This is a genomic window from Mumia spirodelae (assembly GCF_050632745.1).
Taxonomy (GTDB): domain Bacteria; phylum Actinomycetota; class Actinomycetes; order Propionibacteriales; family Nocardioidaceae; genus Mumia.
Genome location: NZ_JBODSD010000002.1, coordinates 1,170,641 through 1,196,547, shown reverse-complemented (window position 1 = coordinate 1,196,547; position 25,907 = coordinate 1,170,641). Strand labels below are relative to the sequence as shown.

General features: G+C 72.3%; 24 protein-coding genes. 19 read left to right on the top strand and 5 right to left on the bottom strand.

Features of this window, described 5'->3' with window-relative positions; genetic code table 11:
* Window positions 1-91: 91 nt before the first annotated feature.
* The gene (locus tag ACQSSQ_RS15065) at window positions 92-1,387 is read right to left on the bottom strand and encodes an extracellular solute-binding protein (RefSeq protein ID WP_431327897.1); all 1,296 of its coding nucleotides are present in this window, start codon (window positions 1,385-1,387) and stop codon (window positions 92-94) included.
* Between the two features lie 192 nt (window positions 1,388-1,579).
* Between ACQSSQ_RS15065 and ACQSSQ_RS15060 the strand changes: the two genes are divergently transcribed.
* From ACQSSQ_RS15060 to ACQSSQ_RS15020, 9 genes are all read left to right on the top strand, one after another.
* The gene (locus tag ACQSSQ_RS15060) at window positions 1,580-2,428 is read left to right on the top strand and encodes an SDR family NAD(P)-dependent oxidoreductase (RefSeq protein WP_431327896.1); all 849 of its coding nucleotides are present in this window, start codon (window positions 1,580-1,582) and stop codon (window positions 2,426-2,428) included.
* A complete protein-coding gene (locus ACQSSQ_RS15055) occupies window positions 2,425-3,102 on the top strand; it encodes a histidine phosphatase family protein (protein WP_431327895.1) in 678 nt (225 codons plus the stop codon). The genes ACQSSQ_RS15060 and ACQSSQ_RS15055 overlap by 4 nt, the downstream gene beginning before the upstream one ends.
* Window positions 3,103-3,121: 19 nt before the next feature.
* A complete protein-coding gene (locus ACQSSQ_RS15050) occupies window positions 3,122-3,880 on the top strand; it encodes an SDR family oxidoreductase (protein ID WP_431327894.1) in 759 nt (252 codons plus the stop codon).
* A 44-nt stretch (window positions 3,881-3,924) separates the two neighbouring features.
* Window positions 3,925-4,536: a flavodoxin family protein gene (locus ACQSSQ_RS15045; RefSeq protein ID WP_431327893.1), complete on the top strand. Its 612-nt coding sequence runs from the start codon at window positions 3,925-3,927 to the stop codon at window positions 4,534-4,536.
* Between the two features lie 21 nt (window positions 4,537-4,557).
* Window positions 4,558-5,049 (top strand): aminoacyl-tRNA deacylase, encoded by a 492-nt coding sequence (locus tag ACQSSQ_RS15040; RefSeq protein ID WP_431327892.1) that lies wholly within the window; start codon window positions 4,558-4,560, stop codon window positions 5,047-5,049.
* A 128-nt stretch (window positions 5,050-5,177) separates the two neighbouring features.
* On the top strand, window positions 5,178-6,245 hold the full coding sequence (locus tag ACQSSQ_RS15035; protein ID WP_431327891.1) for an ABC transporter substrate-binding protein: 1,068 nt from the start codon (window positions 5,178-5,180) through the stop codon (window positions 6,243-6,245).
* Window position 6,246: 1 nt separating this feature from the next.
* Window positions 6,247-7,083 (top strand): ABC transporter ATP-binding protein, encoded by an 837-nt coding sequence (locus tag ACQSSQ_RS15030; protein WP_431327890.1) that lies wholly within the window; start codon window positions 6,247-6,249, stop codon window positions 7,081-7,083.
* Window positions 7,083-7,853: an ABC transporter permease gene (locus tag ACQSSQ_RS15025; RefSeq protein WP_431327889.1), complete on the top strand. Its 771-nt coding sequence runs from the start codon at window positions 7,083-7,085 to the stop codon at window positions 7,851-7,853. The genes ACQSSQ_RS15030 and ACQSSQ_RS15025 overlap by 1 nt, the downstream gene beginning before the upstream one ends.
* Entirely contained in the window at window positions 7,850-8,641 is a 792-nt protein-coding gene (locus ACQSSQ_RS15020; protein WP_431327888.1) for an ABC transporter permease, read from the top strand. The genes ACQSSQ_RS15025 and ACQSSQ_RS15020 overlap by 4 nt, the downstream gene beginning before the upstream one ends.
* On the opposite strand, the gene ACQSSQ_RS15015 is transcribed toward ACQSSQ_RS15020, so the two are convergent.
* Window positions 8,631-11,018 carry a glycoside hydrolase family 3 C-terminal domain-containing protein gene (locus ACQSSQ_RS15015; protein ID WP_431327887.1) on the bottom strand — a complete coding sequence of 796 codons (2,388 nt, stop codon included), beginning with the start codon at window positions 11,016-11,018 and terminating at the stop codon, window positions 8,631-8,633. The two genes, ACQSSQ_RS15020 and ACQSSQ_RS15015, sit on opposite strands and share 11 nt — an antisense overlap.
* A 151-nt stretch (window positions 11,019-11,169) precedes the next feature.
* Complete coding sequence (locus ACQSSQ_RS15010) at window positions 11,170-12,171, bottom strand: DUF2804 domain-containing protein (protein WP_431327886.1); 1,002 nt, start codon at window positions 12,169-12,171, stop codon at window positions 11,170-11,172.
* Between the two features lie 190 nt (window positions 12,172-12,361).
* On the opposite strand from ACQSSQ_RS15010, the gene ACQSSQ_RS15005 reads away from it, so the two are divergent.
* Window positions 12,362-12,946: a GNAT family N-acetyltransferase gene (locus ACQSSQ_RS15005; protein WP_431327885.1), complete on the top strand. Its 585-nt coding sequence runs from the start codon at window positions 12,362-12,364 to the stop codon at window positions 12,944-12,946.
* Between the two features lie 21 nt (window positions 12,947-12,967).
* Here ACQSSQ_RS15005 and ACQSSQ_RS15000 read toward each other — a convergent pair whose 3' ends face one another.
* Both ACQSSQ_RS15000 and ACQSSQ_RS14995 read right to left on the bottom strand, forming a co-directional pair.
* The gene (locus tag ACQSSQ_RS15000; protein ID WP_431327884.1) at window positions 12,968-13,612 is read right to left on the bottom strand and encodes an NAD(P)-dependent oxidoreductase; all 645 of its coding nucleotides are present in this window, start codon (window positions 13,610-13,612) and stop codon (window positions 12,968-12,970) included.
* A gap of 9 nt (window positions 13,613-13,621) precedes the next feature.
* Window positions 13,622-14,434: an MOSC domain-containing protein gene (locus ACQSSQ_RS14995; protein ID WP_431327883.1), complete on the bottom strand. Its 813-nt coding sequence runs from the start codon at window positions 14,432-14,434 to the stop codon at window positions 13,622-13,624.
* A gap of 121 nt (window positions 14,435-14,555) precedes the next feature.
* Between ACQSSQ_RS14995 and ACQSSQ_RS14990 the strand changes: the two genes are divergently transcribed.
* From ACQSSQ_RS14990 to ACQSSQ_RS14950, 9 genes are read left to right on the top strand one after another with little or no spacing between them, the layout of a single operon-like run.
* Complete coding sequence (locus tag ACQSSQ_RS14990) at window positions 14,556-15,155, top strand: TetR/AcrR family transcriptional regulator (protein ID WP_431327882.1); 600 nt, start codon at window positions 14,556-14,558, stop codon at window positions 15,153-15,155.
* Window positions 15,156-15,995 (top strand): TIGR03084 family metal-binding protein, encoded by an 840-nt coding sequence (locus ACQSSQ_RS14985; RefSeq protein WP_431327881.1) that lies wholly within the window; start codon window positions 15,156-15,158, stop codon window positions 15,993-15,995.
* Window positions 15,992-17,767 (top strand): acyclic terpene utilization AtuA family protein, encoded by a 1,776-nt coding sequence (locus ACQSSQ_RS14980; protein ID WP_431327880.1) that lies wholly within the window; start codon window positions 15,992-15,994, stop codon window positions 17,765-17,767. The genes ACQSSQ_RS14985 and ACQSSQ_RS14980 overlap by 4 nt, the downstream gene beginning before the upstream one ends.
* Complete coding sequence (locus tag ACQSSQ_RS14975; RefSeq protein WP_431327879.1) at window positions 17,764-18,975, top strand: acyl-CoA dehydrogenase family protein; 1,212 nt, start codon at window positions 17,764-17,766, stop codon at window positions 18,973-18,975. The genes ACQSSQ_RS14980 and ACQSSQ_RS14975 overlap by 4 nt, the downstream gene beginning before the upstream one ends.
* A gap of 16 nt (window positions 18,976-18,991) precedes the next feature.
* Window positions 18,992-20,167 carry a winged helix DNA-binding domain-containing protein gene (locus ACQSSQ_RS14970; protein ID WP_431327878.1) on the top strand — a complete coding sequence of 392 codons (1,176 nt, stop codon included), beginning with the start codon at window positions 18,992-18,994 and terminating at the stop codon, window positions 20,165-20,167.
* Window positions 20,164-21,765, top strand: coding sequence for an acyl-CoA carboxylase subunit beta (locus ACQSSQ_RS14965; protein ID WP_431327877.1), 1,602 nt, complete (start codon window positions 20,164-20,166; stop codon window positions 21,763-21,765). The genes ACQSSQ_RS14970 and ACQSSQ_RS14965 overlap by 4 nt, the downstream gene beginning before the upstream one ends.
* Before the next feature lie 32 nt (window positions 21,766-21,797).
* Window positions 21,798-23,876, top strand: coding sequence for an acetyl/propionyl/methylcrotonyl-CoA carboxylase subunit alpha (locus ACQSSQ_RS14960; protein WP_431327876.1), 2,079 nt, complete (start codon window positions 21,798-21,800; stop codon window positions 23,874-23,876).
* Window positions 23,876-25,051 carry an acyl-CoA dehydrogenase family protein gene (locus tag ACQSSQ_RS14955; RefSeq protein ID WP_431327875.1) on the top strand — a complete coding sequence of 392 codons (1,176 nt, stop codon included), beginning with the start codon at window positions 23,876-23,878 and terminating at the stop codon, window positions 25,049-25,051. The genes ACQSSQ_RS14960 and ACQSSQ_RS14955 overlap by 1 nt, the downstream gene beginning before the upstream one ends.
* Before the next feature lie 40 nt (window positions 25,052-25,091).
* Window positions 25,092-25,841: an enoyl-CoA hydratase-related protein gene (locus tag ACQSSQ_RS14950; protein ID WP_431327874.1), complete on the top strand. Its 750-nt coding sequence runs from the start codon at window positions 25,092-25,094 to the stop codon at window positions 25,839-25,841.
* Window positions 25,842-25,907 lie beyond the last annotated feature (66 nt).

The window sequence follows — 25,907 nt, the reverse complement described above, 5'->3', positions numbered from 1 at the left end:
GAGGGCTCCTGGGTCCGAGCGGATGGGTGGTCTCGTGGTGCCCGCGCCGCGGTAGGGGTCGCGGCGCGGGCACCACGGGCTGGGGTGAGGGTCAGCCGGCGGCCTTCTCGGCGTCGCTCACCGCGACGTCCCATCCCTCGGCGGAGCTGCGCTGGCCGTTCTCCACCGAACGCATCGCGTTCTCGACGGCGTCACGCACGGGCTGGTTCTTGGCGCCGAGGAAGACCGGCTCGAGGTTCGCGGCACCGGCCACGAAGAGCTGGCCCACCGGCGCGTCGTTGAAGTACGGGTTCGTCGCCTGCTGCAGCGCGGGATCCTCGTACAGGTTCGGGTTGGACGGCAGGTTGCCGACCGCGTTGAAGGCCGCGAGCTGGCCGTCGGCGCTGCTCAGGAACTTGATGAGCTCGATGGCGATGTCCTGGTTCTTGCTCGCCGCGGGCACGGCCAGCCAGGAGCCGCCCCAGTTGCCGCTGCCGCCGGGGACGGTCGCGATGTCCCACTTGCCGGCGTTCTCCTCGCCCGCCTGGTCCTTGATGTAGCCGGTCATCCACGCCGGGCACGCGATCGTCGCGAAGTCGCCGTTCTTGAAGCCGGCGTTCCACTCCGGCGAGAAGGACTTGAGCTCGGCAGAGATCCCCTTCTCGTCCATCTCGAGCGACTTGTCCCAGGCGTCCTTCACCGCGGGGTTGCTCTCGATGATCAGGTTGTTGTCCCGGTCGAAGTACGTCTCGTCCGCCGACTGCATCAGGATCGAGTTGTACGTGTTGGTGGCGGAGTCGATGAACTTCGCCTTGCCGTCGCCGATGCCCTCCTGGAACTTCTCGCCGGTCGCGATGAAGTCGTCCCACGTCGGCCACAGCGCGGCCACGGCCTCGCGGTCGGTGGGGAGGCCCGCCTTCTCGAAGAGGTCGCGGCGGTAGCACATCGCGAGACCGCCGACGTCGGTCCCGAGGCCGATGGTGGTCGAGCCGTCGGCCGTCGTGGCGCCCTCGAACTTCCAGGGGAGGAACTGGTCCTTGAGGTCGTTGGCCCCGTGGTCCTGGAGGTTGACGAACTTGTCGGCGCTGGCGAGGAAGTTGACCGCCTGGCCCTCCTCGATCGCGACGACGTCGCCGGCGCCGGACCCGGCGGCGATGCGCTGGGTCAGCTGGGTGTTGTACTTGCCGAGGTCGCCCTCGGCCGTCTCGACGATCTTGACGCCCGGGTGCTCCTTCTCGAACTGCTTGTACAGATCGGTGTACCCGAACTTGCCGAAGAGGTTCACGCGGAGCGTGACGTCCTCTCCGGAGTCGCTGCCGGAGTCGTCCCCGCCGCAGGCGGCGAGCGATGACATCGCGATGAGCGCTGCTGCCGCGGCCAGCAAGCGCGAACGGCGTGTGTATGACACGGTGACCCTCTCCTTCGCCGCTCCCGCCTGTGGGAGCGCTCCCACGAACTGTGGCGGCCGTCACAGACGTTGGTCAAGAGCGATTGGGAGCGCTCCCACGAGTCGTTACACAAACGTAACCGCAGGAGTCGGGTGCCTGAAGCGCGGGTTGCCGCCGTCGGAGGTAAGCGACCGCTCGGTACGCTCTGCCGCATGAGCGTCAGCACAGGAGACCGAGTCCTCGTCACCGGAGCGGCCTCCGGCCTCGGGCTCGCCCTCGTCACCCAGCTGCTCGACCGTGGGTGCCGCGTCCTCGCGACCGACGTCCACACCGACCTCCCCGCGAGCATCTCCGCCCTGCACGGCGACCTGACCTACCAGCCGCTCGACGTGCGCACAGACGCCGACTGGGCTCGCGCGCTGACGTGGGTGCAGGAGACCTGGAAGGGGATCGACGTCGTCGTGAACAACGCCGGCGTCGCCGCCGGCGGACGCATCGACCTCACCACCACCGACGAGTGGGAGTGGATCACCGAGATCAACCTCCTCGGCGTCGCGCGCGGGTGCCGGACCTTCGCGCCGCTGCTCAAGGCGCAGCGTTCGGGCACCCTCGTCAACACCGCGTCGGCCGCCGGGCTGGTGCACCCGCCACGGATGAGCGAGTACAACGCGGTGAAGGCCGGCGTCGTCGCCCTCAGCGAGACGCTGCGGTGGGAGCTCGAACCGTACGGCGTCGGCGTCTCCGTGATCTGCCCGTCCTTCTTCCGCACCAACCTCGCCGACTCGATCCGCAGCGCCGACCCCGACGCGAGCGCGTCCGCGCGGCAGCTGATCGACGGCTCCCGGCGCAGTGCGGACACCGTCGCCGCGGAGGTCCTGCGCCAGCTCGACGCCGGGAAGCACGTGATCCTCCCGGACCGCGACGCACGCGTGGCGTACGCGACGAAGCGGTTCGCCCCGTGGCTCTACCGCGCCGCGATGCTGCGCACGGCGCGCAAGGCGGCGGCCGACGAGGAGGCACGCGGCGGAGCGCGGACCCAGGGCGCACGGGTCGCGCGATGAGCGCGATCCACCTCGTGCGCCACGGCCAGGCGTCGTTCGGCTCCGACGACTACGATCAGCTGTCGGAGCGCGGGTACGCCCAGGCGAGCGCGCTCGGGCAGTCGTGGGAGGCGTCCGGGTTCCTGCCGACGCACGCCGTCGCCGGGTCGATGAAGCGGCACGCGCAGACGGCGATCGCCGCGCTCGACGCCGCCGGTCCGTCGGACGGCTACGACGTCGACAACGGCTGGGACGAGTTCCCGCACGAGTCCGTGGTCGAGGCGTACGCCCCCGGGCGGGCCGCCTCGGTGACCGACCCGAAGGAGTTCCAGCGGCTCTTCGTCGCGGCGGTCGCCCGCTGGATCAGCGGCGAGCACGACGACGACTACCCCGAGCCGTACACGCACTTCACCGGCCGCGTCCTCGCGGCGTTCGACCGCCTCTCCACCTCGCTGGGGCGCGGCGAGAGCGCGGTCGTGTTCACCTCGGGCGGTCCGCTGGCGATCGTCGCGGCGCACGTCCTCGCGGGCGACGCCGAGACGTGGACCCCGCAGGCGCAGGCGCTGTGGCCGCGGCTCAACACGGTCGCGATCAACGCCGGCGTCACCACGCTCATCACCGGCTCGTCCGGACGGACGCTCGTCTCGTTCAACGAGCACACGCACCTCCCGCACGACCTCGTCACGTATCGCTGACCTCTCGCCAGGAGCCCCTATGCGCAAGACGATCCTCATCACCGGTGCGAGCTCGGGCCTGGGCGCCGGCATGGCCCGCGTCTGGGCCGCCAAGGGCCACGACCTCGCGCTGACCGCCCGGCGCGTCGACCGGCTCGAGGCGCTCAAGGCCGAGCTCGAGGCGGCGCACCCGTCGATCCGCGTCGTCGTCCACGCGCTCGACGTGACCGACCACGACCAGGTCTTCACGGTGTTCAAGACGGCGGCGAGCGAGCTCGGCGGCCTGGACCGCGTGGTCGTGAACGCCGGGCTGGGCAAGGGCGGACGCATCGGCACCGGCAGGTTCGCCGCCAACCGCGAGACCGCCGAGACCAACTTCGTCGCCGCGCTCGCGCAGTGCGAGGCGGCGATGGAGCACTTCTACGAGCGCCGGTCCGGCCACCTCGTGGTCGTGTCCTCGATGTCGGCGATGCGCGGCATGCCGAGCTCGATGACGACGTACGCCGCCACCAAGGCCGGCCTCGCGCACCTCGCGGAGGGGATCCGCTCCGACCTCGTCAACCGCAAGGGGCACGACATCGCGGTGACGACCGTCTTCCCCGGCTACATCGCCTCGGAGATGAACGACCAGGTCGAGCAGAAGCCGAAGGGCATGGTCGACACCGAGACCGGGTCGCGCGCCCTGGTCGCGGCGATCGACAGCGAGAAGCCCGAGCGGATCGTGCCGTCGTGGCCGTGGCGCCCGCTCGCCTTCGTCATGCGGCACGCTCCGCTCGGCCTCGTGCGTCGCATGGTGTGACCGGCAACGGGTACCGCTCCGGGCGACCGATCCGAGGAGGTCCCGTGCGTGCCACGCTGCTCAACTGCTCCCTCAAGGCGTCGCCCGAACCGTCCAACACCCAGGTCCTCGCGGACGTGGTGGTGTCGGCGATGGAGGGGTGGGGCGTCCGCACCACCAGCTACCGGCTGGCCGACCTCGATCTCGCGCACGGCGTCGAGACCGACATGGGCGAGGGTGACGACTGGCCGCGGGTGCACGGGTCGATCACGTCCAGCGAGATCCTCGTCTTCGCGACGCCGACGTGGGTCGGGCACCCCAGCTCGTACGCGCAGCAGGCGCTCGAGCGGCTCGACGCGATGATCTCCGAGACCGACGACGACGGGAAGCCCGTCGCGTACGACCGGGTGGCCGGCGTCGTCGTCACCGGCAACGAGGACGGTGCCCACCACGTCATCTCCGAGATCGCCGGGGCGCTGGGCGACATCGGCTTCACGGTGCCGGGCCAGGCGTGGACGTACTGGAACCGCGGTCCTGGGCCGGGCCCCAGCTTCACCGAGACCGACGAGGGCCACGAGTGGTCGCAGACGACCGGGGTGACGATGGCGGCGAACCTCGTCGCCGTCGCCAAGGCGCTCGCCGCCTCGCCCATGTCGGCACCCCCGTCCAGCGGTTGAGCCGCGTGCTTCGATGGCTCCATGACGACCGAGAACCCCGACCCGTCCGACCAGTCCGCCCGCGCCATCGCCGCCGCGCAGGAGCTCGGCCTCGAGCACACCGTCACCCGCCACGGCCGCGTGCGGTCGCTCGAGGAGGCGGCCGCAGCCCGGGGGATCGAGCCGCGCGCACTCGTCAAGACGCTGGTCGTGCGCGTGCGCGACGGCGACTACCGGTTCGTCATGGTGCCGGGAGACCGTGAGTTCTCGTGGCCGAAGCTGCGCGCGCTGCTCGAGGTCAACCGCGTCTCGATGCCGGACGCCGAGACGGCGAAGGCGGTGACCGGCTACGAGCGCGGCACCATCACCCCGCTCGGCAGCACCAACGCCTGGCCGGTCGTGATGGACACCGGGATCACCGGCACGATCTCCATCGGCGGGGGAGGGCACGGTGTCGGGATCACCGTCGACGCCGACGCGCTCGCCGACGCCGTCGGGGCGACCCGGGCCGAGATCAGCGAGGCTCCGGCCTGAGCCGACGGTGTGAAGTCATGAGTTAACAGCGTCGATACGTCGTGTCCTGCTCGGGTGACACGACGGAAACCTGTGCTCCTTAGGCTCCGCGACATCCCGACGTCGCCGAACCGCACACAGGAGCCCCGATGACCCGTCGTACCCCCCTCGCCGGAACCGGCCGCATGGACCGGCGCCGCTTCCTCCAGCTCACCGGACTCGCGGGCCTGGCGGTGGGCGCCGCTCCTCTGCTCGCTGCCTGCGGCAGCGACGACGAGGCCAGCGCGGACGGCCTGAAGAAGGTCGCCATGCAGCTGTCGTGGATCAAGAACGTGGAGTTCGCCGGCGAGTACATGGCGATCGAGAAGGGCTACTGGAAGGACGCTGGTCTCGACGTCGAGCTCCTGGCGGGCGGCGCTGCCGGTACGGGCACCGAGGCGGGGCTCGACACCGGCAAGGTCTGGGTCGGCACCTCGACCCCGGACTTCGCCTCGCCGGCGATCCTCAAGGGCCTGGAGGCGAAGACGATCGCCGCGACGTACCAGCGCAGCCCGTTCTGCATCGTCTCCGGAGCGGACAGCCCGATCGCGACGCCGGAGGACATGGTCGGCAAGAAGATCGGCGTGCAGGACACCAACACCCTCGTCTTCGACGCGCTGCTCGCCGCCAACGGCCTGTCGCGCGACGACATGGACATCGTCTCCGTGCAGTTCGACCCCACGCCGCTGGCCAAGGGCGAGGTGGACGGTTGGGTCGCCTACATCACCAACGAGCCGCTGTCGCTGGCCGCCAACGGCTTCGCGAACTCGACCTTCCTGTTCGCCGACCACGGGCTCCCGCTCGTCGGCGAGTCGATCCTCATCAGCCAGCAGGCGATCGACGAGGAGCGCGACCTCGTCAAGGGCTACCTCCTCGGCCTCATCAAGGGCTGGAAGGACGCGATCGCCGACCACGACGCGGCCGCGAAGCTGGCGGTCGAGAAGTACGGCAAGGACCTCGACCTCGACCTCGCCAACCAGGTCGACTACAACATCGCGCAGTCCAAGCTCATCCAGAGCGACGAGACGGCCGCCAACGGGATCCTCACGATCAGCGACGAGAAGATCGCCCAGAACATCGCCGCGCTCGCCAGCGCGGAGATCGAGATCGCGGCGGAGGACCTCTTCGACATGTCGCTGATCCGCGAGGTCTACGACGAGAACCCGGACCTGGTCTGACGTGGACGCCACCACCACCTCCCTCGGCACGGGCGTCAACCTGCAGGGGCTGACGAAGACGTTCTCGATGGGGCGCCGCAAGGTCGAGGCCCTGGCCGAGGTCGACCTCAGGACCGACTCGGGGCAGTTCCTCTCCCTCCTCGGCCCGTCCGGGTGCGGCAAGTCGACGATCCTGCGCATCCTCGCGGGACTGGAGTCCCCGACGACCGGCACTGCGCTGGTCAACGGGCAGTCGCCGCGCGAGCTCGTGCGCGGCCACGAGCTCGGCATCGCCTTCCAGGACGCCGCGCTCCTGCCGTGGCGGTCGGTCGTGGCCAACATCAGGCTGCCGCTGCAGGTGGCCGGCATCAAGCCGGACGACGCGCTGATCCGTGACCTCGTGAGCCTCGTCGGCCTCGAGGGCTTCGAGAAGGCGAAGCCGGCCCAGCTCTCCGGCGGCATGCGCCAGCGCGTGTCCATCGCGCGGGCCCTCGTGGTGAAGCCGTCGGTCCTGCTGCTCGACGAGCCGTTCGGCGCCCTGGACGACATGACGCGCCAGCGACTCAACATCGAGCTGCTGCGCATCTGGACCGAGAAGCCGGCGACGACGCTGATGGTGACCCACGGGATCTCCGAGGCCGTGTTCCTCTCCGACGTGGTGGCGGTGATGAGCCCGCGCCCCGGCCGGATCGTGGAGGTGGTGCCGATCGACCTGCCGCGCCCCCGCACCCCGGAGCTGCTCCGTACGCCCGAGTTCCACGCCTACACCGACCGCCTGTCGGCGCTGCTGTTCGGGCACGACGGCGCGACCTCGGGGGAGCACGCACCGCGGCACGCCGCGAGCGGGGTCGGCGCCTGATGCGGACGGTGCCCAAGCCGGTCGCCGGTGCCGTCGGCGTCCTTGCCGTGATCGCGCTGTGGGCGCTCGCCGGGGTCACGGAGGTCGCCGGAGGCGCCATCCCGACGCCCTGGACCGTCCTCGCGTCGGTGCTCGAGGACGGCTGGGAGGTGTACGGGCCGAACGTCACGGTGACCGCGCAGAGCGCGCTGCAGGGATTCCTGTGGGGCAACGTCCTGGCGATCGCGCTGGCCGTCCTCGTCGTGCTCGTCCCGCCGGTCGAGGGTGTCGCGACGCAGCTCGCGATCATCTCCTACTGCACCCCGATCCTCGCACTGGGTCCGATCGTGCTGGTCATGTTCGGCGGCCGCGCGCCGTCGGTGTTCCTGGCGGCGATCTCGGTCTTCTTCACGACGATGGTGGGCACGCTCGGCGGGTTCCGGTCGGCCGACCGTGCGTCGCTCGACCTCGTCCGCTCCTACGGCGGAGGGCGGTGGCAGCAGTTCCGCCGGATCCAGGTCACGTCGTCGCTCCCGAGCGTCTTCGCGGCGCTCAAGATCGCCGCGCCCGCAGCGGTGCTCGGGACGATCCTCGGCGAGTACCTCGGCGGGATCGACTCCGGCATCGGCGTCGCGCTCACCGCCGCCCAGCAGAACTCGAACATCCCCCGCACCTGGGGCTACGCGCTCGCGGCCGGGCTGCTCGCCGGGGTCGGCTATCTGGTCGTGTCCTGGATCGGCCGCGTCGTCGCCCCGTGGTCGGTGGGCGCCCAGACGAGGAGTGCACGATGACCGTCGTCCGCCCGCTGGTCCGCACCGTCGGACCGATCCTGCTCGCCGGCCTCGTCGTCGTCGTGCTGTGGATGCTGTTCCTGGCCGCGTTCCCGGAGATCGGCCCGCGGGTGGGCCAGACGCCGCAGGCCGTCTGGGACTACCTGTTCGCCGGCGAGAACGCCGCCGCCAACCGGGAGCTCGTCCTCGGTGACCTCGCGATCACGCTGCGCGACGCCGGCTGGGGGTTCGCGGCCGGCATGGCCGCGGCGTTGGTGATGGCGGCGCTCTTCGTCCTCGCGCCGGTGGTCGAGCAGGCGACGATGCCGGTCGCGATGATCCTGCGGTCCGTGCCGCTGGTGGCGATGACCCCCGTGATCGCGCTCGTCTTCGGGCGGGGACAGCTCGGCGTCGCCGTCCTCGGCGGGATCGTCGTGTTCTTCCCCGCGCTCGTGACGATCGTCCTCGGACTGCGCTCGGCCTCGCGCCAGTCGCTCGACGTGGTCGCCGCGTACGGCGGCAGCCGGTGGACCGCCCTGCGTACGGTCGCCGTGCCGTCGGCGACGCCGTCGATCTTCGCCGCGGCGCGCCTCTCGGTCCCCGCGGCCCTGATCGGTGCCCTGGTCGCCGAGTGGCTCGCGAGCGGCGAGGGCCTCGGGTCGAGCATGATCAAGGCGATCCCCGCCTACGCGTACGACCAGCTCTGGGCCAGCATCGTGGTCGTCACCGCGACGTCGATCGTGCTGTACGCGGTGGTGAGCGCGTTCGAGTCGGTCGCGCTCGTGCGGTTCGGTCAGGTCACGGCGTAGCGCCGGGGTCCCCGAGCGCCTCGACCGGCCGGCCCGTGGGTTCGTCGGCCTCGTCGGCCCGCGCCGTACCCTCACCCCGGGACGGAGCGTCGGCACCGCCGGACCCGACCTGGGCGACCAGCGCGTCCACCGTCGCGCGGGGGAAGCCCGCCAGGCCCGCGAACGCCGAGAGCGGCACCTGCGCCGCCATCGCCTGCCCGGCCGCCGTCGGCTCATCCTCGGTACCGCCGAACGCCTTCGCGAGCAGCGGGCCGCCCACCGGGTCGTCGCTCCACTCGGCGAGCGTCGACTCGGCCGACAGCGGGGTCCGGATCTCCGTCCCGCCCACCGTGACCGTGACGCTGCGCCGCAGGTCGGCCGACGACGCGCCGATCGACACGATGAACGTGCCGGGCTCGACCACCCACCGTCGCAGGGTCGGGTGCCAGTAGGCGAAGGCACGCGCGTCGAGCTCCACCGTGACCCGCTCCGAGGCGGTCGGGTCGAGCGTGACGCGCGCGAAGCCCTTCAGCTCCCGCTCGGGTCGGGCCACCGGGGCGTCGAGGTCGGACACGTACACCTGGACGATCTCGGTCCCGCGGCGCGCGCCGGTGTTGGTCACGGTGACGGACACGGTCGCGCGCACGTCGTCGCCCTCGCCGGAGACCTCGACGGAGAGGTCGCCCTGGGCGAACGTCGTGTAGCCGAGCCCGTGCCCGAACGCGTACGCCGGGGGGACCCGCCTGACGTCGTAGTAGCGGTAGCCGACGAAGACGCCCTCGCCGTAGCGCGAGTGCCCGAGGTGGCCGGGGAAGTCGAGGTACGCGGGGGTGTCCTCGAGCCGGAACGGGATGGTCTCCGCGAGCCGGCCGGTCGGCTCGGCACGCCCGAGCAGGATGTCGGCCGCGGCCGAGCCCGCCGCCTGCCCTCCGAGCCACATCTCCAGCAGCGCCGGCACCTCGCGGGACCACGCGACCGGCGTGACGATGCCGCCGTTGGCGAGCACGACCACGACGCGCGGGTTGGCCGACGCCAGCTCCTGCACCAGCTCCTGCTGCGCGGGCGGGAGGTCGAGGTGCGTGCGGTCGTAGCCCTCGGACTCGTAGCTGTCGGGGAGACCCAGGAAGCACACGACGACGCGGTCGCCGTGAGCCGCCTCGACGGCGGCCGCGCGCAGCGTGCGGTCCTCCTCGGGCGTGCCGTCGAGGGTGTAGCCCGGCTCGAAGGCGAGCTCCGTGCCCGCCGCCTCGCGCAGCGCGTCCAGGGGGACGTCCACGCGGGTCGGGTTGACGCGCGAGGACCCGGAGCCCTGGTAGCGCGGGGTGCGGGCGAGCTCGCCGACGACCAGGATCGAGCCTGCGTCGGCGATCGGCAGGACCGGGACGCCACCGACCCGCTCGTTCTTCAGCAGCACGGCCCCGGCCGTCGCGGCCTCGCGGGCGAGCTCGTGATGGGTGAGGTGGTCGTCGGCGGAGGCCGCGTCGTCATGGTCAGGGTCGCCCCTGTCGGCGGGGGCCGCGGCGTGCGCGCGCTCGACCAGCGCCAGCACCCGGCGTACGGACTCGTCGAGAACCTGCTCGTCGAGCGACCCGGAGCGTACGGCGTCCACGACCGCGTCGTCGTCCCCGAACGGCGGCATCGCCAGATCCGTCCCGCCGCGCAGCGCGGCGGCGCGATCGTGGACGGCGCCCCAGTCGGAGACGACCACGCCCTCGAACCCCCAGGTGTCGCGCAGCACCTCGCGCAGCAGCCAGGCGTTCTCGGTGGCGTAGGTGCCGTTGATCCGGTTGTACGACGCCATCACCGTCCAGGGGTCGCCGGCGGTGACCACCCGCTCGAACGCCGCGAGGTAGATCTCGTGCAGCGTGCGCTCGTCGACGTCGGCGGAGACCCGCATCCGGTCGGTCTCGGCGTTGTTGGCGGCGAAGTGCTTCACGGAGGCGCCGACACCTTCGGACTGCAGCCCGCGCACGAACGCGAGACCGAGCTCGCCCGACAGGTGGGGGTCCTCGGAGAGGTACTCGAAGTTGCGCCCGCACAGCGGCGACCGCTTGATGTTGACCCCCGGGGCGAGCACGACGGAGACGCCCTCGGCGCGCGCCTCACGCGCGATCGCGGCGGCGACGCGCTCGACGAGGTCGGTGTCCCAGGACGAGCCGAGCGAGGTCGCCGTGGGGAAGCACGTCGCCGGCACGCTGGAGCTCAGCCCCATCGACAGGCCGGGCTCGCCCGCCTGCTTGCGCAGACCGGTCGGCCCGTCGGCCATCATGATGCTCGCGATGCCCGCGTCCTCGACCGGCTGCGTGTGCCAGAAGTCGCTGCCCGAGGTCAGCGATGCCTTCTGCTCCAGCGTCAGACGTGACACCACGTCGTCGTCCGGTCGGTCTTCCTCGGTCATCCTGCCCCCGCTCCCTCGTACCGGTCCCGACACCGGCTCTGGGGAGCGTAACCAGGGGAGCGGTCAGCCGCAGGTCAGGTGCCGCTTTCGGTCACGAGTGCTGCGGTCACGAGTGCTGCGGTCACGAGTGCTGCGGTCACGAGTGCCGCGGTCACCAGCGGTTGCGCGCCTCCTCGGCCCAGCCGACGAGCCCGTCGAGCGTGAGCGTCGTCCCGTCGTCGCCGCGGGCGGTGCCCGACCAGGTCCCGAACGCCTGGTGCGTGGCGTTGCCGAGCACCACGAGCTCGGTCCGCGCGACGCGGACGTGCTCGGGGTGGAAGGTGGCGTCGACGCCGTCGCCGGTGACGCGCCAGGGCGCCGTCGCATCCGCGGTGTCGTACGCCCAGTGGAGCGTGGCGCCGATCTTGTGCACGGTCCCGTCGACCACGATCGCGTTCTCCGTCGCGCCCGTCCCGTCGGTCCACCGGCCGCCGAGCTGGACCGCGTTGCCGCCCGGTCCGGATCCGGCGCCCCAGTTCCAGGTCATCCGGTACGGCCAGACGCCGCGCCCGTGGTCCAGGACGGCGTACGCGTCGGTGATCGGGTACGCGGTGCCGTCCAGGCTCAGCGTGCCCGTCACCGGCCGGGCGAGGTCCTTGACCGTGTACTGGAAGCGGCGCGCGCTCCACGGCACGACCACGCCCATCGACTCGTGACCGGACGGCTGCTCGACGGTGAGCGACAGCGTGGCGCGCGGCGTCGTCGCGCGGATCGTGGTCGTTCCGCGCGTGCCGTCGTCGGGCTGCCGGATGTCGACCACGAAGTCCTTCGCCGCCGCGGCCACCCGTCCCGTTCCGGCCCGGTCCGGCAGGGCGACACCGCGGCCGGCGACGACCGTCACGTCCGTGCGCCACTCCGTGCCGCTCGCGCGGTCGAGCACGTAGATCCCGTGGACGGCGGCGTAGTCCAACGACGACACCTGGACGCCGATCACGTGGGTGGGCGAGACGATCCCCCAGTACTCCCACCGCTTCGTACGCCCCCAGCCGCGCAGGTTCGCCCGGTGCAGCGGCTGCCGGGTCCAGCCGACGGCATCCGGGTTCAGCCGCCCGGACGGGAGGCAGAGGTCGACAGGCTCGGTGATCTCGCGCTCGACGGACTCGCTCGCAGACATGGCGTCACGGTAGTGGCCGCCACATTGCGGTCGCCTCGGGCGTCGGCGCTGTGGTCGACTGGGCGCGTGCAGGACGAGACGCGTTCCCGGGTCGAGGCCCTGGGGTGCGGTGTTCGGTGGGGCTGGCGAGGACAGGGCCTCGGCGGTCGTCGCCGTCCCCCACGCGGCGTTCCTCGGGGACGAGCGAGGCGTGCTGTGCGTGGTCCGGGACGCGGTCGTCCACGTCACGGCTCCGCCGCACCTCGTCGACCGGGTCCGTCGGTGGGCTCCTTCGGTCTCCGCGGTCCAGGACGCGGGCTGGTGGTCCGAGCACCTCCCAGGCTGGTCCGTGGTCGGGCCGGCGGTCCACTCGTTCGCCGACCGGGTGGAGCCGGTGGCGTCTGCGCGGATCGACGTGACCGTCCGACCCGCGCAGCCGGGCGAGCTCCGACGTCTGCGGGACGCCGTCTCGGAGCCCGAGTGGGTCGAGTCGGGCTTCGCCGGCGACGTGGAGCAGGCATGGGTCGCGCTCGACCCCGGCGGGCGTCCGCTCGCCGCCGCCAACCTCACGCGCTTCGCCGGCATGGACGCCGACGTCGGCGTCCTGGCCGACCCCGCCGCTCGCGGCCGTGGGGTCGCTGTGGTCGTCGCCGCGACGGCCGCCCGCGACGCCGTGCGCCAGCACGGCCTCGTCCGCTGGAGGGCGCTCGCCAGCAATGTCGCGTCGCGACGCCTCGCTCACCGGCTCGGGTTCGAGGACGACGCTGTCGAGGTGGTCGTACGACCACCGAGATGACCGACAGCAGCCCCGGTCCCGTCAGTAGCCGACGGTGAACCGCTCGCGGTAGTGGGTCGGGCTGGCGATCTCGTCGACGAACGCCTGCGCGTAGTCAGGCCCCGAGATCGACGAGGTGCCGTCCGGCTCGGTGAGCAGGACGTCGCCGCCGAGGCGGTAGCTGCCGCGGGCCGGCACGTCCGCGAGGCGGCCGAACAGCGCCGACGGGCTGACGTAGAACCAGTTGACGTCCTCGGTGGTGCGGGTGAGCGCGTCGAGCACCTGGTAGCCAGCGCGCGCCTCGGGCTTCCACGCCTCCTGGAAGTCTGGGGTCTCCATGAGGATCGGACCGTCGGGGGCGACCCGCAGGGAGCCGGCGCCGCCGACGAAGCCGAGGCGCCGCTGGTGCCGGGCGACGGCCGCGGCGAGTCCGGGGACCGCCTCGACGAGGTCGCGGTCGTCGGTGTGGAAGGGGACCGCGACCACGACGACGTCGGCGTCGCGGGCCAGCCCGTCGACGAACTCTGCGTCGTACAGGTCCCCGTCGCGGGTGGTCTGGTGGTCGGCTGGTCCGATGGAGGCGGTGTCCCGGGCGGCGGCGATGACGTCGTACCCGCGCGCCAGCGCCTCGGACGCGATCGCGCCTCCGGCGAACCCCGTTGCTCCGATCACGGCGATGGTGGTCATGCGGCCACGCTATGCCGAGGTGACAACCTCCACCCGGTCACCCACGTGGAGCGTCCCCGCGCCGGTGGGGAGCATCCGCACGCCGAACCACGTGACGCCGTCCCACTTGCGTCGCTGCGCCAGCGTCCGGATCGGCTCCTTGCCGCGCTCGAGCGTGACCGGGTCGATCGTGGTGATCGCGCACCGGTCGCAGAGCTCGGTGAAGCGCAGCTCGACCTCGCCGAGGCGGACCGACCGCCACCCGTCCTCGACGAACGGGACGAGGTCACCGTCCACCACGATGTTGGGGCGGAACCGGCTCATCGCGAGCGGAGCGGGCTCGGGACCGTCGGCGACCCAGGCGTTGAGCTGGTCGAGCGAGGCGGTGGTCGTGAGGAGGATCGGAGCGGCGTCCGCGAGCGAGAGAACATCCCCCGGCAGACCTCCGTGCGACGCCGACACCGTGCGGTCGCGCGGCTCCTGCTGCCACACCAGCCGTACGTCGGTGCCGAGGACCACGGTCAGCCAGGCGGCCGCGGCCGGGCCGGCGTACGTCAGCTCCGGCTGCCGCGTGATGCCGACCCGCACCTGCACGCCGTCGACCGGCGCCGGCACCTCGAGGGTGGGATGTCCCGGTGCGCTCAGTCGGAGGCCGTCCGCGGTCGGGACGGCGCGGACGCCGAGGACCCTTCGGTGCCGGAGCGGGTCGATCTTGGCGCCCGTCGGGTCGACGACGAGCCAGCGGCGGTCGCCGGTCAGGCCCCACGGCTCGACGGCCGCCCGCTCGACGTCGAGGGCAGCGGTCGACTTGACCGGGTAGAGGTGCAGGGACGCGATGCGCATCGGGCCAGGGTAGAGGTGGCCGTCCGGCGTGGGCGATGCGTTATCCCGCCGACGGACGATGCGCGTCTCACAGAAAAAGACAGGGTTGACTGTTTGTTAGTTCGGAGCACATGATGGCGGTGTGACCGCGACCACCCGCACGACCCAAGGGGAGCGCAGCCGGCTGATGCGCCAGCGCCTCCTGGAGGCGACCGTCGAGTCGCTCGTCGAGCTCGGCTGGTCCGGGACGAGCACGACCGTCGTCTCGCAGCGCGCCGGCGTCTCCCGTGGAGCACAGCTGCACCACTTCCCGAGCAAGCAGGCCCTCGTCATCGCCGCCGTCGAGCACCTCACCGAGCGCCGTCGCGACGAGATGGCGACGTCGGTCGCCAACCTCCCGCAGGAGGGGAGGACCCGTGCGGTGCTCGACGCGCTGGCGGCGCAGTTCGTCTCGCCCGTGTTCTTCGCCGCGCTCGAGCTCTGGGTCGCCGCCCGCACCGACGAGGAGCTGCGCGACGCCGTCGCCCCGCTCGAGCGCCGGATCGGCCGCGAGACCCACGCCTATGCGGTGGAGCTCCTCGGCATCGACGAGGGCCGCGGCCGCAACCGCCAGCTCGTTCAGGCCACCCTCGACCTCGTGCGCGGCCTCGGCCTGGCCGCCTCGCTCAGCGACGACACCGCGCGTCGCACCTCGATCCTCGACACCTGGGCCGTCACCCTCGACACCGAGCTGGAGCGCTGAATGAGCACTGAACCGTCCACCACGACCCCGTCGCGCGACGAGGTCCTCGAGTCCGTCCTGACCGACCTCGACGACGAGAGCCGCCAGCTCGAGGCGCTGGTCGCCGACCTCGACGCCGAGGGCTGGGCGCGCCCCACCCCTGCGGAGGGCTGGTCGATCGCCCACCAGGTCGCGCACCTGCACTGGACCGACGAGGCGTCACAGGCGGCGATCGCGGGAGGGGACGCGTTCGGGCAGCTGATGAAGGCGGCGGCCGCGAACCCGACCGGCTACATCGACGAGGAGACCGAGCGGCTGGTGGCGCTCGGACCCGAGGCGCTGCTCGCGGCGTGGCGCGAGGGGCGGGCCCGCCTCGCCGACGCGCTGCGCGCCGTGCCGCAGGGCGACAAGATCGCGTGGTTCGGACCGCCGATGAGTCCCGCCTCGATGGCGACCGCACGCCTGATGGAGACCTGGGCGCACGGCCGCGACGTCGCCGAGGCGCTCGGCGTCGAGCTCCCGCGGACCGGACGTGCCAAGCACGTCGCCTACCTCGGCTTCCGCACCCGCGGGTTCGCCTACCTGGTGCGCGGCCGCGAGGTCCCGGCAGCCCCTGTGCGCGTCGAGCTGACCGGCCCTGACGGCGACACGTGGGCGTGGGGTCCCGAGGACGCCGCCGACCGCGTGACCGGCGACGGCTACGACTTCGCGCTCCTCGCCACCCGACGCCGGGTCCGCGGCGACGTCGACGTGACGGCCGACGGCGCGGCGGCCGACGAGTGGCTCGACATCGTGCAGGCGTTCGCCGGTCTCCCCGGACCCGACCCGAAGCCGCTCTCCGAGCGCGGAGGCGCCGCATGATCAGGATCGGCAACTGCTCCGGCTTCTACGGTGACCGCCTCGCCGCGATGCGCGAGATGCTCACCGAGGGCGAGCTCGACTACCTGACCGGCGACTACCTCGCCGAGCTGACCATGCTCATCCTGGGCCGCGACCTCATGAAGGACCCGTCGCTCGGCTACGCCAAGACCTTCGTGCGCCAGATGACCGAGTGCATGGGCTACGCGAAGGAGCGCGGCGTCCGCATCGTCACCAACGCCGGCGGCCTCAACCCGGCCGGACTCGCGGCCAAGCTGCGCGAGATCGCCGCCGACCAGGGTGTCGACGTCGTCGTGGCTCACGTCGAGGGCGACGACCTGCGCACGCGAGCGGGCGACCTCGGCCTCGTCGGCCACGGCGGCCAGGTGCCCATCACCGCCAACGCCTACCTCGGCGCGTTCGGCATCGCCGCGGCGCTCGAGTCCGGCGCGGACATCGTCGTCACGGGACGGGTCACCGACGCCTCGGTCGTCGTCGGGCCCGCGATCCACGCCTTCGGGTGGAGCCGCGAGGACTACGACGCGCTCGCCGGCGCCGTCGTCGCCGGCCACGTCGTGGAGTGCGGCGCCCAGGCGACCGGCGGCAACTTCGCCGGGTTCGCCGACCTCGACCCCAAGCTCCTCCTGCACGCCGGCTTCCCGATCGCGGAGGTCTCGGCGGACGGCAGCAGCGTCATCACCAAGCACGAGGGCACCGGGGGCGTCGTCACGGTCGACACGGTCACCGCGCAGCTCGTGTACGAGATCGGCGGGCCCGCGTACGCCGGACCGGACGTCGTCGCGCACCTCGACACGGTCGTCCTCACGCAGGACGCCCCGGACCGGGTCGCGATCACCGGGGTCCGCGGGTCCGCTCCGCCGGAGACGACGAAGGTCGCGCTCAACTCCTTCGGCGGGTTCCGCAACAGCGTCGAGCTGGTCCTCACGGGGCTCGACATCGAGGCCAAGGCGGCGCTGGTCCGGGCCCAGGTGGAGGACGCGCTCGCCGGCTCGCCCGCAGGGCTGCCCGCCGAGATCACCTGGCAGCTGGACCGGACCGACGTGCCGGACCCCGACTCGCAGGCGCGCGCGACCGCGCTCCTGCGGTGCCACGTGAAGGATCCGTCTCCGGACCCCGTCGGTCGCGCGTTCTCGTCCGCGGCTGTGGAGCTTGCTCTCGCGTCGTACCCCGGCTTCACGGTCACCCGGCCGCCGGCGGCCGGGACGCCGTACGGCGTGTATACCGCGGGCTACGTCGCGCAGGAGCTCGTGCCGCACACGGTCGTGCTCGCGGACGGGACGCGGATCGAGATCCCGGCGCCGGCGACGTTCGCGGGGGAGGGGGGTCTCGATACGCCCTCCGCTGGCGCTCCGGGCTACTCGACCAGCGAGAGGGCGACCAGCGAGGGGGTGGACGTCGCGCTCGGGCGGGTCCTCCACGCCCGCTCGGGCGACAAGGGCGGCGACGCCAACGTCGGGGTGTGGGTGCGCAGCGACCTCCCGGATCCCGAGGCGGCGTACGCGTGGCTGCTCGGCTACCTCGACGATGCGCGCGTCCGCACGCTGCTGCCGGAGGCGGCCGAGCTCGACCTCGAGATCCACCCGCTGCCCAACCTGCGTGCCGTCAACGTCGTGCTGCACCGCTTCCTCGGCGACGGGGTCGCGGCCTCGACCCGCTTCGACCCGCAGGCGAAGGCCCTCGGCGAGTGGCTGCGCGCCCGCGTGGCCGAGGTCCCGTCGGCCATCCTTCCCACCCACGCCGAGGAGCCGTCATGACGGGCCCGTACGACGCGTGGTCGACGCCCGAGCGCAAGGCGCTGCGGGAGTCCGCGACCCGCTTCACCCGCACGGAGATCGTGCCGCACCTCGCCGAGTGGGAGGACGCCGGCGAGATCCCGCGCGAGCTGCACAAGCGCGCCGCGGCCGCGGGCCTGCTCGGCATCGGCTTCCCGGAGGACGTCGGAGGGGAGGGCGGCGACACCCTCGACATCTCCGTCGTGACCGAGGCGATCATCGAGGCGGGCGGCTCGTCCGGTCTGATCGCTGCGCTCTACACCCACGGCATCGCTCTGCCGCACATCGTCTCGGCGCACCGCGCGAACCCGACCGACCGGAGCGCGGCGCTCGTCGAGCGCTACGTCCGGCCGACGCTGGCAGGGGAGACCATCGGTTCCCTCGGCGTCACCGAGCCCGGCGGTGGCTCCGACGTCGCCAACCTGCGCACGCGTGCGGTCCGTGACGGCGACGGCGACGACGGCGCGTACGTCGTCAACGGCGCGAAGACCTTCATCACCTCCGGGGTGCGCGCGGATTTCGTCACGACCGCGGTCCGCACCGGCGGCGAGGGGTTCGGCGGCATCTCGCTCCTCGTCGTCGACAAGGGCACGCCCGGCTTCACGGTCGCACGCCCGCTGCGCAAGATGGGCTGGCACTGCTCCGACACCGCCGAGCTCGCGTTCGACGACGTCCGCGTCCCGGCCACGAACCTGGTCGGTGACGAGGGCGCCGGGTTCGTGCTGGTGATGCAGCAGTTCGTCAACGAGCGCCTGAGCCTGGCCGTCCAGGCGTACGCGACGGCACAACGGTCCCTCGACCTCGCGGTGGCGTACGCGAAGGACCGGGAGACCTTCGGTCGTCCGCTCGCGAGCCGGCAGGTCATCCGGCACAAGCTCGTGGAGATGCATCGCGCGACCGTGACGGCACGGGCGTACACGCGCCAGGTGGTCGAGCGCGCCGCGGCGGCGTCCGCGGGCGCGGAGGGCATCGACCCGATCCGCCTCGCAGCCGATGCGGCCGTCGCGAAGAACGACGCCGTGGCGGCCTGCGACTTCGTCGTGGACGAGGCCGTGCAGATCCACGGCGGCCACGGCTACATGCGCGAGTCGGAGGTCGAGAGGCACTACCGCGACGCGCGCATCCTCGGCATCGGCGGCGGGGCGACGGAGGTCATGAACGACCTCATCGCCAAGGTCCTGGGGTTCTGAGGACAGGGGACGAGCCATGGTCGCGACGTACACCGAGCCCTCCGACGGCGACTGGGCCGACGTGCGCGCTGCCCGCATGCAGCGGCAGCGCCTCGTCGGCGACCGCTTCGCGGCTCCGGTGGACGTCGTCGCCTCGATCGGTGCGGTCCAGGCGCAGGAGTACGTCGACGCCGGGTGGGCGCTGGCCCAGCGCAGCGACGGCGACGTCACCGCGGCCGAGGTCGAGGCGCGCGTCGCGGACGGCTCGATCCTGCGGACGCACGTGCTCCGACCCACCTGGCACTTCGTCCGCCCCGCCGACGCGCGCTGGATGCTGGAGCTGACCGGGCCGCGCATCATCCGGTCGATGGCGTCGGCGTGGCGCGCGACCGGCCTCGACGAGCCCGCCGAGCGCGCCCGGGTCATCGAGGCGGTCGCCGACGCGCTCGCGGACGGGGACCACCTCACGCGCAAGGACCTGGCCGAGCGGCTCGAGCAGCGCGGGGTGGACACCACCAAGCGCATCAGCTTCATCACGCTCGCCGCCGAGCTGGACCGGGTCGCGATCAGCGGCGCGCCCCAGGGCAAGCAGCAGACCTTCGCCGCCTTCGACGACCGCGTCCCCGCGTCGGACCCGCTGGACCGGGACGAGGCGGTCGCTCGGCTCGCGGAGCGCTACCTGCGGGGCCACGGCCCGGCCACCGCGCACGACCTCGCCTGGTGGGGCGGCATCACCGTCGGTGACGCGCGCCGCGGGTACGACGCGTGCGGCGCGGCGTCGTACGAGCGGGAGGGGCTGACGTACTGGGACGTGGGTCTCGATACGCCCTCGCCCAGGGGCTCGGACTACTCGACCACCGGGGGCGGCTCCTCGACCACCGGGGAGGGCGGGGGGTTGGGCAGCCACCTGCTCCCGCCGTACGACGAGTACCTCATCGCCTACAAGAACCGGCAGGTCGTCGACGCCAGCGAGGACTTCGAGCGCGAGCCGATCGAGGGCCTCTTCTTCTGGGGCCTCGCGGTCGACGACGGTCGTGTCGTCGGCGGCTGGAAGTGGACCCGCCCGACCCGCAAGGCCGACCCCGTCGTCGTCACCCTGACGCTCCTGACCTCTCTGACCCGCCTCGCCCGCGAACGCTTCGCGCGCGAGGCCGAACGCTTCTCCCACTACCTCGGCACCCCTGTCGAGCTGACCCTGGAGGGACCTGCATGACCACGACCGCGGCCGATGCCGCAGCGACCAATCGCGAGGCTCCACCGACCAATCGCGAAGCGATGCTCGCCAAGATCGACGACCTCGCCGAGCAGCACGCGAAGGCGCTGGCCGGCGGCGGCGACAAGTACGTCGCGCGCCACCACAAGCGCGGCAAGCTGCTCGCGCGCGAGCGCATCGAGCTGCTCCTCGACGAGGGTGCGCCCTTCCTCGAGCTCTCGACGCTCGCTGCGTGGGGGACCGACTTCCCGGTCGGTGGCTCGATCGTCACCGGCATCGGCGTGGTCGAGGGCGTCGAGTGCATGATCATCGCCAACGACCCGACGGTGAAGGGCGGCTCGAGCAACCCGCTCACCGTCAAGAAGGGCCTCCGCGCGGCGCAGATCGCCGCCGAGAACCGGCTCCCGACGATCAACCTCGTCGAGTCCGGCGGCGCCGACCTGCCGACGCAGAAGGACATCTTCATCCCCGGCGGCGCGACCTTCCGCAACATCACGCGCGCGAGCGCGGCCCGGGTGCCGACCGTCGCGCTGGTGTTCGGCAACTCGACCGCCGGCGGGGCGTACGTCCCCGGCATGAGCGACTACGTCGTCATGGTGAAGGAGGGCGCGAAGGTCTTCCTCGGCGGACCGCCGCTGGTGAAGATGGCGACCGGCGAGGAGTCCGACGACGAGTCCCTCGGCGGCGCCGAGATGCACGCGCGGACGTCCGGGCTCGCGGACTACCTCGCGGTCGACGAGTACGACGCGATCCGCCTCGGCCGCCAGATCGTGCGGCGGCTCAACTGGCGCAAGCACGGCCCGGTCCCCGCCGCCGACTACGCAGAGCCGGTGCTCGATGTCGAGGACCTGCTCGACATCGTGCCGACCGACCTCAAGGTGCCGTTCGACCCGCGCGAGGTGATCGCCCGCCTGGTCGATGGCAGTGAGTTCGACGAGTTCAAGCCGCTGTACGGCACCTCGCTCGTCACCGGCTTCGCCCAGCTGCACGGCTACCCGATCGGCATCCTCGCCAACGCCCAAGGCGTGCTGTTCAGCGAGGAGTCGCAGAAGGCGACCCAGTTCATCCAGCTGGCGAACCAGACCGACACGCCGCTGCTGTTCCTGCACAACACGACCGGCTACATGGTCGGCGCGGAGTACGAGCAGGGCGGCATCATCAAGCACGGCGCCCAGATGATCAACGCCGTCTCCAACTCGACGGTCCCGCACATCTCCGTCGTCATCGGCGCCTCGTACGGCGCCGGGCACTACGGCATGAGCGGGCGCGCGTACGACCCGCGCTTCATGTTCAGCTGGCCCAACGCGAAGTCCGCGGTGATGGGCCCGGCCCAGCTCGCCGGCGTGATCTCGATCGTCGCCCGCGGCGCCGCCGAGGCCAAGGGCATGCCGTACGACGAGGACGGCGACAAGCAGATGCGCGCCTTCATCGAGAAGCAGATCGAGGAGCAGTCGCTGGCGTACTTCACGTCCGGCCTGCTCTACGACGACGGCGTGATCGACCCGCGCGACACCCGCACCGTGCTCGGCATCTGCCTCAGCGCGATCGCGAACGCGCCGATCGAAGGGGCCCGTGGCTACGGGGTGTTCCGACTGTGAGCGTTTCGACAGGCTCGACCAACGGAGGCGGCATGATCCAGAAGGTCCTGGTGGCGAACCGGGGCGAGATCGCCCGGCGCGTGTTCGCGACGTGCCGAGCGCTCGGCATCGCGACGGTAGCGGTGCACTCCGACGCCGACGCGGACGCCCCGTTCGTCCGCGACGCCGACGCCGCCGTACGCCTGCCGGGCAACGCGCCCGGCGAGACGTACCTGCGAGGCGACCTCGTCATCGCGGCGGCGCTGGCGACCGGTGCGGACGCGATCCACCCCGGCTACGGCTTCCTCTCGGAGAACGCGGGCTTCGCCGCGCAGGTGCGCGCGGCGGGCCTGACGTGGATCGGACCCGACCCCGAGGCCATCGAGGCGATGGGCTCGAAGGTGCGGTCCAAGGAGCTGATGGCACAGTGTGGTGGCCCGGTCGCGGGGCTTCTGGACCCCGACCGGATGAAGGCCACGGACCTCCCGCTCGTCGTGAAGGCGTCGTCGGGCGGCGGCGGGCGCGGTATGCGGGTCGTCCGCGACCTCGACGCGCTGCCCGCGGCGATGGAGCAGGCGGCCGCCGAGGCGGGCTCCGCCTTCGGTGACACGACGGTCTTCGTGGAGCACTACCTGGAGCACGCCCGCCACGTCGAGGTCCAGGTGATGGCCGACGCGCACGGGACGTGCTGGGTCCTCGGCGACCGTGACTGCTCGCTCCAGCGCCGGCACCAGAAGGTCGTCGAGGAGGCGCCGGCCCCCGGTCTGTCGGAGGCCACGCGCACCGCGTTGCACGACGCGGCTCGGGCGCTGGTGAAGCAGGTCGGTTACCTCGGAGCCGGGACCGTCGAATTCCTCGTCGAGGAACGAGACGAGCGTGGGGAGAGCGTCGAGGAACGAGACGAGCAGCACGCGCTGATCTCCTTCCTCGAGATGAACACGCGGCTCCAGGTCGAGCACCCCGTCACCGAGGCCGTCACCGGTCTCGACCTCGTGGCGCTGCAGATCGCGGTCGCCGAGGGGCGGACCCTTCAGGAGGCCGCCGCGCTGTCCGAGCCGCCCGCGCCGCGGGGTCACGCGATCGAGGTCCGTCTGTACGCCGAGGACGCCGCGGACGACTTCGCGCCGCAGACCGGGACGGTCCGGGCGTTCGAGGTGCCGGGTGCGGAGGCGCGCTTCGCAGGACCTGCGTCGTACGGTCTCCGGCTGGACTCGGGCGTCGAGCCGGGCAGCGAGGTCGGCATCCACTACGACGCGATGCTCGCGAAGCTGGTCGCGTACGGTCCCGACCGTGCGTCGGCGATCCGGATGCTCCGCGGCGCGATCGAACGGACCCGACTCCACGGTGTGACCACCAACCTCGACCTGCTCGGCGGCATCCTCGGTGCCCCCGAGTTCGCCTCCGGCGAGCTGAGCACGCTGCTGCTCGAGGGGCGGATCGACGCATGGTCCGCGCCGCGGGCGGACGCCTCGGCCGTCGCCGACTACGCCACCGCGGCCGCGCTCGCCTCCGCGACCGCGGCTGCTCAGGGCGCGCGCGTCCTGTCGCGGATCCCTGCCGGCTTCCGCAACGTCGCGAGCCAGCCGCACACGGCGACGTACCAGGTGCGCGGCGAGGACGTCGTCGTCGCGTACGACGCGGTGGGCGGACGCCTCGTCCCGCGCGCCGGTGCGGGGACCGTCGACGCTGATGGCGGGGAGAGCGCTGCGCCGGTCGCGGCGACCGTCACCGCGGACCGCGTGGTTCTCGAGCGCGACGGGGTCGCCCGGACGTACGCCGTCGCGGTCGGGGCGGGTGTCGTCGACGTCGACGGGCCGTCCGGTCCGCTCGACCTCACGGTCGTCCCGCGCTTCACCGACCCCGCCGACCAGGTCGCTGCCGGGTCGCTGCTCGCGCCGATGCCGGGATCCGTCGTCTCGGTCGCGGTCGAGCAGGGCCGGGCGGTCGCGCAGGGCGACGTGGTCGTCGTCCTGGAGGCGATGAAGATGCAGCACACCATCACGGCGCCGACCGACGGCGTCGTCACCGAGCTCGCGGTGTCCGCGGGTTCCCAGGTCGAGTCGGGCGCGGTGCTGGCCGTGATCGCCGCGGCTGACGAGAGCGAAGGCGCCCCCGCCGGAGGAGAAGAGTGATGACTGAGAGCAACGCGCCGTTCAGCGAGTCCGAGGAGCGCCGCGCGCTCCGCAAGGCGGTCGCCGAGCTCGGCCGCAAGTACGGGCGCGACTACTTCAACGCCGCCTATCGCGAGGGCCGCAAGACGACCGAGCTGTGGGAGGAGGCCGGCAAGCTCGGCTACCTCGGCGTCGCGGTGCCCGAGGAGTACGGGGGTGGTGGCGGCGAGATCGGCGACCTCGCGGCCGTCTGCGAGGAGCTGGCCGCGGCGGGCTGCCCGCTGCTGCTGATGGTGGTCTCGCCCGCGATCGTCGGCACGATCATCGCCCAGTACGGGACGGAGGAGCAGAAGCAGCGCTGGCTGCCGGGCCTGGCCGACGGCACGAGCACGTTCGCGTTCTCGATCACCGAGCCGGACGCGGGCTCGAACTCGCACAGGATCATCACCACCGCCCACCGCGAGGAGGACGGCGGCTGGCGCCTGACCGGTGGCAAGACGTTCATCTCCGGTGTCGACGAGGCGAGCCATGTCCTCGTCGTCGCCCGCACCGCGGACCACAAGACGGGCAACCTCAAGCCGGCGCTCTTCCTCGTGCCGACCGACACCCCCGGCTTCACCTGGCAGGAGATCCCGATGGGGATCGTCAGCCCGGAGAAGCAGTTCACGCTGTTCTTCGACGACGTCCGCCTCCCGCACGACGCGCTGATCGGCAGCGAGGACGCCGGCATCGAGCAGCTCTTCGCCGGCCTGAACCCCGAGCGGATCATGGCGGCGTCCTTCGCGACCGGCACCGCGCGTCTCGCCCTCGAGCTCGCCACGGCGTACGCCAAGGACCGGCAGGTCTGGAAGACGCCGATCGGCGCCCACCAGGCGATCGCCCACCCGCTCGCGCAGACGCACATCGAGATCGAGCTGGCGCGTCTGATGACGCAGAAGGCAGCCGCGCTCTACGCCGCCGGCGACCACATGGGCGCCGGGGAGGCCGCCAACATGGCGAAGTACGCGGCGGGGGAGGTCGTCTGCGCGGCCGTCGACCGCGCGATCCAGACGCACGGCGGCAACGGTCTCGCGGAGGAGTACGGACTGGTGCAGATGCTGGCCGGCTCGCGGCTCTCGCGGATCGCGCCGGTGAGCCGTGAGATGGTGCTGAACTTCGTCGCTCAGTTCTCGCTCGGCCTCCCGAAGTCGTACTGACCGCGATGCAGACGATCCTGCTGATGAAGGGACTCCACCCATGACCGAGCTCGTCCACCTCGAGGTCGCCGACCAGGTCGCGACGATCACGCTGGACAGCCAGCACAACCGCAACGCCCTCTCGGCGCAGCTCGTCGGTGAGCTCGTCGGGCACCTGGAGACCGCCGCCGCGGATCCCGACGTCCTGGCGGTCGTGATCGCGGCTGCGGGACGCGTGTTCTGCTCGGGCGCCGACCTCGCGGAAGCTGCCGGGGGAGGGATGGTCGAGGGCGCGAAGGGCCTGGTCGCCCTGCAGCGCCTGATCGTGACCCTGCCGAAGCCGGTCGTCGTGCGCCTCCACGGGCCCGTCCGCGCGGGCGGGCTCGGGATCGTGGGGGCCGCCGACGTGGTGGTCTGCGCGGACGACGTCACCTTCGCCTTCACCGAGGTGCGGCTCGCGCTGGCGCCGGCGGTGATCTCGCTGACGACGCTCGCGCGGATGACGCCGCGGGCGGCGTCGCGGACCTTCCTCACCGGAGAGACGTTCTCCGCCGCCGACGCCGTCGCGTACGGGCTGGTGACGGAGGCCGTGCCGGCGGAGCAGCTCGATGCGGCGCTGGCGGGGGTGCTCGACGGTCTCCGCAAGGCGTATCCGCAGGGCCTTCGCGAGACCAAGGCCCTGCTCAACGCCGAGCTCGTGGAGCGGATCGACGCGCTCGGCGACGAGGTTGCCGAGCAGTCCGGCCGGCTGTTCGGGTCGGACGAGGCACGGGCGGCGATGCTGGCGTTCCTCAACCGCAAGAAGGCCTGACGCCCTAACGCACGCCGGGCACGACCGGTCCCCCGTCCGGTCGTGCCCGGCGCGCGTGCGTCCAGG